At 43.3% G+C, this 13,028-nt stretch carries 7 protein-coding genes; 3 read left to right on the forward strand and 4 right to left on the reverse strand.

Features of this window, described 5'->3' with window-relative positions; translation table 11 throughout:
* The coding region (locus tag C4S38_RS11970; RefSeq protein ID WP_146059482.1) for an Lcl domain-containing protein at positions 1-1,473 on the forward strand (1,473 nt) is incomplete at its 5' end.
* Positions 1,474-1,762: 289 nt separating this feature from the next.
* Here C4S38_RS11970 and C4S38_RS11975 read toward each other — a convergent pair.
* From C4S38_RS11975 to C4S38_RS11990, 4 genes are all read right to left on the reverse strand, one after another.
* Positions 1,763-2,254 carry a GNAT family N-acetyltransferase gene (locus tag C4S38_RS11975; RefSeq protein ID WP_103983909.1) on the reverse strand — a complete coding sequence of 164 codons (492 nt, stop codon included), beginning with the start codon at positions 2,252-2,254 and terminating at the stop codon, positions 1,763-1,765.
* 19 nt (positions 2,255-2,273) lie between these two features.
* Entirely contained in the window at positions 2,274-2,774 is a 501-nt protein-coding gene (gene nrdG, locus C4S38_RS11980; RefSeq protein WP_099464542.1) for an anaerobic ribonucleoside-triphosphate reductase activating protein, read from the reverse strand.
* A 1-nt stretch (position 2,775) separates the two neighbouring features.
* A complete protein-coding gene (locus tag C4S38_RS11985; protein WP_103983910.1) occupies positions 2,776-4,983 on the reverse strand; it encodes an anaerobic ribonucleoside triphosphate reductase in 2,208 nt (735 codons plus the stop codon).
* Between the two features lie 193 nt (positions 4,984-5,176).
* Entirely contained in the window at positions 5,177-5,956 is a 780-nt protein-coding gene (locus C4S38_RS11990) for an inositol monophosphatase family protein (protein ID WP_103983911.1), read from the reverse strand.
* Between the two features lie 118 nt (positions 5,957-6,074).
* On the opposite strand from C4S38_RS11990, the gene C4S38_RS11995 reads away from it, so the two are divergent.
* Entirely contained in the window at positions 6,075-10,694 is a 4,620-nt protein-coding gene (locus tag C4S38_RS11995) for a translocation/assembly module TamB domain-containing protein (protein ID WP_103983912.1), read from the forward strand.
* 40 nt (positions 10,695-10,734) lie between these two features.
* Positions 10,735-13,014, forward strand: a complete 2,280-nt coding sequence (tamL, locus tag C4S38_RS12000; RefSeq protein WP_234999365.1) for a translocation and assembly module lipoprotein TamL — start codon at positions 10,735-10,737, stop codon at positions 13,012-13,014.
* Positions 13,015-13,028: the final 14 nt, after the last annotated feature.

A 13,028-nucleotide genomic window follows, 5' to 3' on the forward strand; every position in this document is an offset into this window, starting at 1 on the left:
AAAGTAACGGTAGTGAATCAGACCTTCTCCATACCCTACAGCTCACAAGGCGGAGGAAACATACCGCGCACAGGAATCCAACTCGTAAACGCAGGAAAAAAGTGCTTCGGAACAAAAAACAACTACGACGGAACAGGAAACAACACAAACCCTGTTGGCATAGAAAACTCCACCTCCCTAAACACAAACACCGCAACCTGGTATGTAGGAGAGAATGTACAATCCGGCTACTCGGCCACTAACGCCACCGAAAGAAACAGGCTGAAAGCACCCGATGCTGCGAGGGTAACGCTGACGGGAAGCAAAACCCTCGCAACAGACGATGCCTACACATGCCACTTCGACGTCTTTATAGGCAAAAGCAGCGATGTAAGCGACTTCTCGCTACGCCGACACACAAACTACACGCTGACAGTAAACGTAAACAATTCACTCGAATTCATTAGAAACTATGTAACGAATAGTAGTGGCAACCTATATTATAAGAATGACGATCCCCGGATATGGCACAGCGTGGCTTCTGTGTGGGTATCGGTTAATCAACCGTTGGCCAATACATATAAAACTTGGACAGGAAGTGATTTAACTAATTATCCACCTTTCAATTACGATGGTGGCGCTTCTTCCGGTACGACGGGTTCCGATTATATGGGCGTTTCTTCTACCGCTACTATAAGTACGCCTTATTCTTTCGAGGTTGAGAAAACAGAGCGTGGCAGTGCTTCTACTCATCAGCCTGCTACTGATTATTGTAAAGGATTAGGTACAGGTTGGCGTATTCCAACAATAATAGAGTTATTCGCTATGTATCAGAATAAGGCGGCATTAGAATCCGTATCTGGCTTCGCTGCATTCCTCAGCCAGTGGTATCGGAGTAGTTCGGTCTACAATGGTGATGACCTCGGACGCTGCATATTGTACTTCAACAATGGCAATTTCAGTGACAACAACGCGGGCTACGACCTCTATGTCCGCTGTGTCCGGGATAACTTGCCACCAAATAAGGTCACTATCAACCAGGCCGTAGCCGATACATATAAAACTTGGACAGGAAGTAACACCGCTTACCCTCCATTCAATTACGATGGCGGCGCTTCTTCCGGTACAACGGGTTCTGATAGGAACGGTAGTTCTTCTGCGTTTACAGTCAGTAAGGAGTATTCCATCGAGGTGTCTAAGACTCAGCCTTCGGGTACTTATTATTACGGTACTGGTGCAGCTAAGGCAGAATGTACTAAGCTCGGTAGTGGTTGGCGTCTTCCTACTCAGATCGAGTTGTTCGCCATGTATCAGAATAAGGCTAAACTAGAGTCCATATCCGGCTTCGCTGCGTTCATCAGCAACTACTACTGGAGTAGTTCGGTCTACAATGGTAGTGCCGGTAGCCGCTGCAGGCTGGACTTCAACGATGGCGGTTTCAATTACAACTACACGATCGGCAACGACTTTGTTCGCTGTGTCCGGGATATCTGATTGGTAGATAGAATATGGCTTTAGCCTGGTTTCAATTGCCGTCGGTTTCAACCGACGGATAGTAGAGCCATCCCCTTTCAAGGGCTTTAGCCCAACCGGAAAGAAATTTGGCTAAAGCCAACAGGAATGTACATCCCTTAATCCGTCCACTAAAGTAGACGGCAACCGAACTTAAGCTAAAGCCAACAAAGAGAATATACTTTAGGCCGTCCGCTTAACTTAATGACATTGCGCTTCAGCGGACGGTAACTAAACTTAGGCAATAGCCGTTTCCTTTCGGAGCAGGGTATCAAGCATGAAATATCAACTGCCAATCTCCCACATCCTGCCATTGGCCGAACTTAAAGCCTACTTCTTTATAATGGCTGACCTTCCGGAAACCAAATGCTTCATGTATCTTCACGCTCGATTCGTTCGGCAAAGTGATACATGCCATAACAGTATGGATTTCGTCCGGATCGACATTATCCAGCACATGACGAAGCAATGCTTTTCCTATTCCCTGCCGTCTATAGTCCTTATCTATATAAACAGATAACTCGGCACTCTTGCTATAGGCCTTACGGGCTTTCCACTGGTTCAGATAACAATATCCGACAACTTTCCCGTCAGCCTCATACACAAAATAAGGATACCCCTTCGTGACGATGCCTTCAATACGTTTCTCCATTTCCGCAACATCTACAGGCTCTGTCTCAAAAGTAATGGCCGTATTCAGAATATAATAATTATATATCCTGCTGATCTGTTGTGCATCAATGGCACAAGCTTTCCGTATCATACTATTTTATCAGATATATTTACAAAAAAGGATTGTATTCAAAAGGAACTACTTTGTTACGTTTTAACGATGCTTTGACATCGATAAGCCGCTGGTTGGCACTGCCCCGAAACAGCAGGTTCTCGTCACGCAAGGCCTGCTGGTATTTTCCGTCTACCAGAACGTCGATGTAATTCAACATCGCTGCCTGCCGGGGATTGTTCAATATATTCTCAAACTTATATCCGGTATAACACCAGATATTCTTACCGCTCCGGGTCTTTATGGCACGTGCCAGTTCGGTGAATCCTTCGGGCTGAAACATCGGGTCGCCGCCGCTAAACGTAACATTGGCAAAATCATCGGACATAACTTTGTCCAGCAACTCATCCGTAGACATGGCACGCCCTCTGTTTATGTCCCACGATTCAGGATTATGGCAACCCGGGCAGGCATTCGGACAACCGGCGGCATATATTGCCGTACGAAATCCCGGACCGTCTACAGTAGTGTCTTCTATAACGTCAATGATGGACAACATATCAATTATGTATTACTCTATCGTTTAACTCGGCCAGCTTTGCACTATTCCAACGGTCGGTTGTACCAACCAGGTAACCGGTAATGCGTTGCAGTTTATCAAGATGTTTACTGCCGCACTTCGGGCATACTTCCAGATCGGGAGCTGCATCTTCGTAACCACATTCCAAACAACGGTTGCGGTTGTGGTTTACCGAACCATATCCGATATTATATTTATCCATCATATCTACCACCTGCATGATTACTTCGGGGTTGTGGGTTGCATCGCCATCCATTTCAACGTAGAAGATATGACCTCCGCGCGTCAGATCGTGATAAGGAGCTTCGACTTCGGCCTTATGGCGGGCGCTGCATTTATAATATACTGGGATATGATTTGAATTAGTATAATAGTCGCGGTCCGTGATGCCCGGCAACAAGCCGAATTTCTTCCGGTCTTTACGAGTAAACCGGCCGGACAAACCTTCTGCCGGAGTAGCCAGCACACTATAATTATGTTGATACTGTTCGGAGAAATCGTTCACCCGGTCGCGCATATACGTTACAATTTTCAGTCCTAATTCCTGTGAAGCCTCATCTTCACCGTGATGTTTGCCGGTCAATGCCACCAGGCATTCTGCCAGGCCGATAAAACCGATACCCAGTGTTCCCTGGTTGATCACGGAAGCAATCGTATCATGCGGCCCGAGCTTTTCGCTACCCAACCAAAGGGATGACATAAGCAACGGGAACTGTTTTGCATAAGCCGTCTTCTGAAACTCCATACGTTCGTGCAACTGGCGGGCTGTTACTTCCAACATATTGTCGAGTCTGGCAAAGAAACAGGCAATCCGTTCCTCCTTGTTTTCAATAGGCATACATTCTATCGCCAGACGGACAATGTTTATAGTAGAGAATGAAATATTGCCACGCCCGATCGAAGTCTTCGGCCCGAATCGGTTTTCAAACACGCGCGTGCGGCATCCCATCGTTGCCACTTCGTGCACATAGCGCTGCGGGTCATCTTCCCTCCATTCTTCACTCCGGTTAAAGGTCGCATCCAGATTCAGAAAGTTCGGAAAGAAACGACGTGCCGTTACCTTGCAAGCCAATTGGAAAAGGTCATAATTACGGTCTTCCGGCAAATAGCTGACTCCACGTTTCTTTTTCCATATCTGAATCGGGAAGATGGCCGTCTCTCCATTCCCTACTCCGCGATATGTACTTCTAAGTATTTCACGGATGATACAACGTCCTTCGGCTGAAGTATCCGTACCATAATTAATGGAACTGAATACTACCTGGTTTCCACCGCGGGAGTGGATGGTGTTCATATTATGGATAAAAGCCTCCATGGATTGGTGCACACGGCTGACCGTTTTATTTATGGCATGCTGCACAATCCGCTCTTCTCCTTTCAGGCCATCTAAAGAACGATTGATATAATCATCCAGACTCTTTTTATATAAATGAGAATAGTCTTCCCCGTTTAAATCTTCCAAGTTCTTTATTTCTTCAATAAAACTATTACGTACATAGGGAGCCAGATAGAAGTCGAAAGCAGGAATAGCTTGCCCTCCGTGCATTTCATTCTGGGCAGTTTCCAAGGAAATGCAACCTAAGATACTGGCTGTTTCGATACGTTTTGCCGGACGGGACTCGCCGTGCCCGGCAGAAAAGCCATACTTTAAAATACGGTCTAACGGATGCTGTACGCAGGTTAAACTCTTTGTAGGATAATAGTCTTTATCATGAATATGAAGATAGTTATTTGCAACAGCATCTTTAACATCTTCGCTCAATAAATAGTCATCAACAAAGGGTTTGGTTGTTTCACTGGAAAATTTCATCATCATGCCGGCAGGAGTATCGGCATTCATATTGGCATTTTCGCGGGTTATGTCGTTGGATTTAATATTAATAATTTCCAAAAACATATCTCTCGTTTTAGCCTTTCGCGCTACACTGCGCTGATTACGGTACGCAATATATTTCTGCGCCACATCTTTACGGCTACTATTCATCAGTTCCAACTCAACAGCATCCTGAATAGCCTCCACTGTCATTTGCGAATTCCCCTTAAAAGAGATATGGTCTGTAATCTGCCGTATCAATTGCATATCTTCCCCCATATCGGTATGCAACATGGCTTTTCGTATGGCTGTGGCTATCTTCTCTTCATTAAAGCCAACAATACGTCCGTCTCTTTTGACAACTGTCTGAATCATGTCGAATAGTATTTATCTTATTGTATTATTTCCCAACAAAGGTATACACATACAACACATGTTATCCAAAAAGGAAAACTTTTGACGAGTTAAAATAAATTAATCATCAAGCAAACAGCATATTACAAAATATTTTGGAAAACTTTTTATACAATTTGGCAAAAACTGTTGACAAATTAGAAAAACAACCCTATCACAAAAGAGCTAATATTGTATCATGAAGACTTCCGTTGCTCGCTACTACCTGCTCTCCGGAAAACCAGTTATTTCCATTATTAAAGTCTGTCACTTTTCCTCCTGCCTGTTGAACAATAAGGCTTCCGGCTGCCACATCCCATGATCCCAGATATGCTTCGATACGTGCATCAAACCGGCCGGCTGCTACATAGCACAATTCGGCTGCGGCAGAACCCAACAAACGCGTTCCTCCGGCAAAACCATACAAATTCTTAATCAGACGATAAGCCACCGGACGGTAAGCATCCGAATTATAAGGAAATCCTAAAGCAATAAAAGCATCCGTTAAGGCCGAAACCTTCGAAACATGTATTTCTTTACCGTTTAAATATGCCGCACTATCGGCTGTAGCGTAAAAACATTCATCCCGGTGTACTTCATACACAACACCCAACAAAACGCCAGTCTTATCGCATAGTGCAATACTAACACAATAGGGAGCCATATCATGAATATAATTAGATGTCCCATCCAAAGGATCAATTACCCAATAATAGCCGCTATCATTCATACTGCCTGTTCCTTCTTCGGCAAGAAAACCGGCTTCGGGTAATAATGCAGATAATTTATCGACAAGCATCCGCTCCGACTGCTTGTCTACGTATGAGACGTAATTATGTGCACTTTTTTCTTCCACCTTATCAAAATCAAAAGTTTCACGTTCTTTTTTAAGAAAAGAACCCATCTCACGTGCTATAACCTGCACTTTCTGACAAAGAGATTCCATATCTGCCATAATTCTATGATTTATTTATATCAAAGGTACATTCTTTATTTGTACTTTTGCTAATAAATCATCAAACAAAACTCATTGTTTAAACGTTATGAATATAACAATATACCCGGAATTATAAATGAGGAGATGGATTAAACGGATAGGAGTTATATGTCTGATACCCGTAGCACTGGTTCTGCTACTTTCAATACTATTATACATACCTCCTTTTCAGGATTTTGCAATAAAACAAGCAACGAAATACGCTAGCAATGCCACCGACATGCGGATTGGAATAAAAAAGATACGTCTTTCATTCCCCCTCAACCTTACGGTACATGGTGTAGAGATTATTGCTGTGCCTAACGATACGCTTCTTACACTAAAAAGCCTGATGGTCAGTATCCATCCGTTGCCTTTATTGAAAAAAGAAGTACTTGTAGAAGCTATCGACCTACGAGGCGTAACAGCTAATACAGGAACATTTATTCCGGGAGTAGAAATAAAAGGTGCTCTAGGCAAACTTTACGTACGTGCCGACCGGATAAATCTATCCGATGAAAAAGCCCGCTTAAACGCAATTAAGCTATCTGATACATCTATAACCGTCTTATTAAATGACTCTACATCAGAAAAAGATTCTGCTTCCGCTCCGGCAAACTGGATATTTAATATTGACAAAGTAGAATTGAGTAAAGTGACTTTCGGTCTGCAGGTGATGAGCGACTCGCTGCGTCTGGCAACATATATAGACAATGCAAATCTGACAGACGGCATTGTTGATTTAGGCACTACGCGATATAGTGCCAAACGCTTCGGCTTATCCGGCTCACGCTTGAACTACGATAATGGCTACGATACTCCATCCGAAGGACTGGACCCTTCACACATTGAGCTAGTAAACATGAATCTGGCAGTCGATTCCATACTCTATCAAGATAAAAACATGAACGCTCTTTTCAAAGAGTTGACAATGGAAGAACGTTCAGGAATTGCCATTACGGAATTAGCCGGCAAAATCCAAAGTGACAGCGTGGCTATACATGTGCCCGAGCTAGCATTGAAAACAGCCTATTCTGAAATAAAACTGCAAGCATACATACCGTGGAGTACTCTTAGCAATACGCCCGAAGGAAAGATGAAAGTAGATTTCTCGACCCGCCTTGGAAAAGAGGATTTATTGATTGCCGCAGGACAATTACCGGACGACTTCAAGAAGGCTTTCCCAAACAAACCTTTAACTCTGACAACCAGAGCAGAAGGCAATCTTGCCTCGTTACATCTCCGTGACTTATCCGGAGAACTGCAAGGAGCCTTCAGCATACAGGCAACCGGAGATATGGAATCTGTTACAGACAACATACGGCGTTCCGGGCAAATCAAGTTATTAGCCCAAACCGGTAATCTGGATTTTATTCTCGACCTTTTGCCAAAAGCGCAACGCGAACAATTTAATATACCAAAAGATATCAAATTAAATGGTATTGCCACTCTGGGAAACGGAGAATACCGTACCCGTATGCTACTAACCGAAGGAGCAGGCAAGGTAGACTTAAATGCCAGTTATCATCCAACCCGGCAAACATACGCAGCATATCTGAATGTAGACAGCTTAGAACCTATTCATTTTATGCCCAAAGATTCTTTACTCTGGCTGACAGCTTCTATCCAGGCTGAAGGAAAAGGGACAGACCCGTTTTTGTCGTCTACCTGGAGTAAGTTGAATGGCAAAATCACGGATATAAAATACGGAACATCCTCTATATCAGATGTCACATTAAAAGGAGATTTAGAAAAGAATCTGCTGAAGTTTGACCTGATCAGCAAATATCCGCTAGCCCAAATGGACGTTTCGCTAAATGCTTCACTCCATAAAAATGAGGTGAAGGCTATGCTGATAGCCGACGTAGGAAATCTGGACTTATACGGCCTTCATCTTATACAAAAGCCGCTCGCAACCTCCTTCCAACTTTTTGTAGAAGGAAAAAGCGACCTGGACGAAAATAACAATCTGGATGTTTCATTAGGAAACTGGGAGCTTATTAACCCTGACGGGAAATACAGGCCCAAAATGCTGACCTTAAAAGCACGTAGCGATAAAGACACGACACAAGTTTCGTTCCACGCAGGAGATTTAGGGATTATCTTAACCGGAGATGCCTGTATACATACAATAAAAGATAAACTGATAAAAGTGTCCGACGATCTTTCTATCCAGTTAAAACGAGATTCCTCAATAAACTTGGCATTACTACGCCCATTGCTTCCCGAAATGCACCTCGAAATTAAAGCAGGGCAAGATAATCCGATATATAATTACCTGCAAGCTTATTATATGCAATTCAAATCGCTTGCCATAAATGCCTATACCTCTCCAGAGAGCGGATTCCGGATGGACGCCGGCTTATATGGGTTAATGCGCGACACAACCCTGATAGATACCGTAAAGGCCACTATCCACCAGGATTCGTTAGAACTTATTTATCATGCTGAAGTGATAAAGAATAAATATCGTAAACAAGAACCTTTCTCGGCTGGTATAGAAGGAAAAGTAAGGTACAAATATGCCGATGCACAACTGTTTTATAAAGACGGGAAAGGTAAATTAGGTTTGTTACTAGGGCTCGAAGCACATAAAATACCGCAAGGATTAAGACTCCACATGTTCCCGGAAGACCCGATTATCGCTTTCCGACCTTTCAAGCTGAATAAAGATAATTTTATAGAAATAAAAAGCGAAAAAGATATCAGTGCTAATCTTCGTTTATCGGGGGATGACAATGCTGCTCTCTGGATTCACTCAAAAGCAGAGAATCAAGGAATGGAAGAAGTTCATGCGGAGTTAAACCATATAAACCTGGACGTAATATCAAGTGGATTCAGCACTTATCTTCCGCCGATGAAAGGTATCTTAAACGCCGATTTTCAATACGCACCTTCGGATAGTGCCTTTATGGTAATTGCCGACGTCAATGTAGATGATTTATACTATGAGAACGACCGGGTAGGAGAAATCATGTTTAATGCCGTTTATATGCCAATGGCAGGTGGAAACCATCAGGTGGATATGCACTTCTTCCGGGACCGGGAAGAAGTTACCTCTGCGACAGCATTCTACCGGGTGGGAAAGCCGGATGCTGTAGAAGGAAACATAGATATTATGCACCTTCCGCTTGAGATGGTTAATCCGTTCATTCCTGATGACATGGCTAAACTTAGCGGTGCTTTAAACGGTAATATGAAGATAACAGGTTCAAGTGAAAAGCCAGTTATCGGAGGTTATCTGCAGTTGGACACAGCTTCCGTATTTGTAGGAACAATAGGAAGTTCTTACCGTTTTGACGAAGAGAAAATTGAAGTAAAAAACAACCTGATTACATTCAATAAATATAATATATATGCCGCCGGAAAAAACCCGTTCATAATTGACGGAACCATCGACTTCCATCAAATAGACCATATGATGGCCGATTTAAAACTACACGCCGACAACATGCAATTACTGGACGTAAAACGCAATGACCAGAGTATGGTGTACGGAAAATTGTTTGTCAATCTGAATTCTACGGTCAAAGGTCCTTTAAATGCTTTAATGATGCGGGGAGACATACAATTATTAGGTAATACAAACGTGACTTATGTATTGCAGGATTCTCCGCTAACTGCACAAGACCGTATGTCGGACATGGTTACATTTGTATCCTTTGCCGATACGATCCGCAGCCGCATGCCAAAGAAACCTCCATTGCCGCTGGGAGGAATGGATATGCTAATGACAGTACGTATCGATCCGGCGGTACGGCTGAATGTAGATCTCACCCCCGATCAATCCAACCATGTATATCTGGAAGGAGGCGGTGACTTATCATTCCAATATACCTCGCAAGGGGATATGGTATTAAATGGCCAGTATACTCTTTCGGGCGGTACGGTAAAATATTCACTTCCCATAATCCCGCTAAAAGAGTTCAATATACAGTCGGGTAGTTACGTCCAATGGACGGGAAATATCATGAATCCGACATTGAACCTTACAGCTACCGAACGCATTCGTACCTCGGTAAACCTTGACGGGCAGTCGCCACGTATTGTGAATTTTGATGTTGGTATCATGCTCACACAGCAATTAGAAAACCTGGGTATGCAATTCGTAATCTCGGCTCCTGAAGACATGGCCGTACAAGAACAACTCACCCGCATGGGACCTGAAGAACAACAGAAACAAGCCGTTAGCATGATAATCACAGGTATGTACATGGCCAGCAACGGAAGCGGGAAAACAAACATGAATATGGGCTCTGCATTGAACAGCTTCCTGCAAAGCGAGATTAATAACATTGCAGGAAGTGCATTGAAGTCTATAGATATAACATTCGGCATGGAGAGTTATGACGAAAACGGAGACGAAGGAGGTGGCAAACGCACGGATTATTCATTCAGTTTTGCCAAACGTTTCTATAACGACCGCATACGCGTTGTACTGGGAGGACGCATTTCCACAGGAGGCGATGTCAACAACGGACAAGCCCAACCGTTCATTGATAACATTTCCGTAGAATACCGGCTCGACACAAGCGGTTCACGGTACATAAAGCTATTCTATGACAAAAACTATGAAAGCCTTCTTGAAGGCGAAATAACAGAAACCGGTGCAGGTATCGTTTTACGAAAAAAGATGATGCACCTACGCGAATTATTCAATTTCAAGAAGAAAAAAGTAAAACCGGTTAGTGAAGAAATAAAAAATGCGAACGAATAACAAGTATAAACCGATAGCGAATAGAATTCTTTTCATTTTAATGATAACTTTTCTATTTACAGCCTGTTCCACGACGAAGAATCTTCCGGAGGGACAAGTGCTATATACCGGTATCAAGAAGATAGAGGTAACAGCAGAAGATAAAACCCGGGCAGGGCAAGATGCGCTGGAAGAAGTGGAAGGAGCCCTTGCCTATCCTCCAAACAATGCATTATTAGGCAGTTCATCCATACGTGTACCGTTACCTTTCGGACTATGGATATACAATGCCTTTGTAAACAAAAAAGGAAAAATAGGGAAATGGGTATTCAAGAAACTGGCTGCAAAGCCTGTATTCATAAGCACTGTTAACCCCGAAGTACGTACCAAGGTTGCACAGAACCTGTTGAATGAATACGGCTATTTCAACGGGGCAACGTCTTATGAATTAGAACCAAACCCCAAGAATCCCCGAAAAGCTAAAATACGATATAACATTGAGATGAACAATCCTTACACGATCGATAGCATTCGGTTTGCACGTATACGACACCGGGCTTACTTGCTGATCCAGGAACATATCGGAAAAAGCCTGCTAAAAAACGGGAACAATTTTAATGTTGTACAATTACAGGCTGAACGTCAACGTATTTCTTCCATGCTACGCAATAATGGTTATTATTATTTCCGACCGGACTTTATCAGCTATCAGGCAGACACGACAATAAATCCCGGCAAAGTGGCATTGCGCATTGTCCCGAAAGAAAACCTCCCGTCCACAGTGCTTCGTCCCTGGAAGTTAGGCGATATCTCTGTGTGGCTCAATGGATATAACAACGAAGCGCCTACAGATTCGATCATGTACAAAGACCTTAAAATCCATTATCAGGGAAAGCTACGCGTACGCCCATCCGTACTTTATAACCGTTTGTATTTTAAGACCGGCGATCTTTATTCGCAACAAGAACAGGAAAGGACTCATACAGCCCTTTCCCGCCTGGGCATTTTCAGATATGCGGAAATGCAATACTCACCCAAAGATACTACACGTAGACAAGATACCTTAAACCTCCGTATCAATACAGTCTACGATCTTCCTTTAGACGGAGAACTGGAGTTGAATATTACTGCTAAGAGCAATGACCAGATTGGACCGGGCGCTATTTTCAGTGTAACTAAAAAGAATGTATTCGGAGGAGGCGAAACGTTCGGCGTAAAACTGCGCGGATCATATGAATGGCAAACCGGAAACAGAATAGAAGGTTCTTCATCCACCATCAACAGCTATGAACTGGCATTAACAACAACACTGACTTTTCCACGTGTATTATTCCCCACTTTCGGGAAACTCGACACCAAATATCCGTCCAGCACATCTTTCCGGCTATACATCGACCAGATGAACCGGGCACGTTTCTTTAAACTATTGGCTTTCGGAGGAGATGCCTCTTATGAGTTCCAACCTACAACAACAAGCCATCATACCATAACACCCTTCAAGCTTACATTTAATTTACTACAACACAAGACACATGAATTTGACAGCATAACGACAGCCAACCCAGCATTGTATAAAAGTTTACAAGATCAATTCATCCCATCCATGGGGTACACCTACACATATGACGATTCGCCTATTACTACAAAAAGAAACCATCTATGGTGGCAGGCTTCTGTTACCCAGGCCGGACTTATTATGGACGGAATCTATGCCCTCGCCGGCAAAAAGTTTAACGAAAAAGACAAGAAACTGTTAGGGAATCCTTTTGCCCAATTTATCAAAGGAACGGCAGAGATACGTTACAACTACCTGTTAGGTAAAAAGCAGCATCTCGTAGGCCGCTTAATGATAGGGGCTGCTTATAGTTACGGAAACGCAGTCACAACTCCTTACAACGAGCAGTTTTATATTGGAGGTGCTAACAGTATTCGTGCTTTCACGATCAGAAGCATAGGTCCCGGACGTTTTCGGCCTGATCCGGACAACAAGTATGCATATATCGATCAGACAGGTGATTTAAAATTTGAGGCCAACCTTGAATATCGTTTCCCTATATTGGGTGATTTACATGGTGCCACATTTCTGGACAGCGGCAATATCTGGTTAATCCGAAATGACCCGAACCGTCCGGGAGGTCAGTTAAAATGGGGTAGTTTCTTAAAAGATTTAGCTCTGGGAACAGGTGTAGGATTACGCTACGTATTACCTTTTATCGTTATTCGTCTGGATATGGGGATAGGCTTGCATGTTCCTTATGAAACAGACAGGAAAGGTTATTATAATATCCCGAAATTCAAAGACGGATTAGGATTACACCTGGCAATAGGTTATCCGTTTTAATAAAACAGCATGCC

This window comes from Parabacteroides chinchillae, from assembly GCF_900108035.1.
GTDB lineage: Bacteria > Bacteroidota > Bacteroidia > Bacteroidales > Tannerellaceae > Parabacteroides > Parabacteroides chinchillae.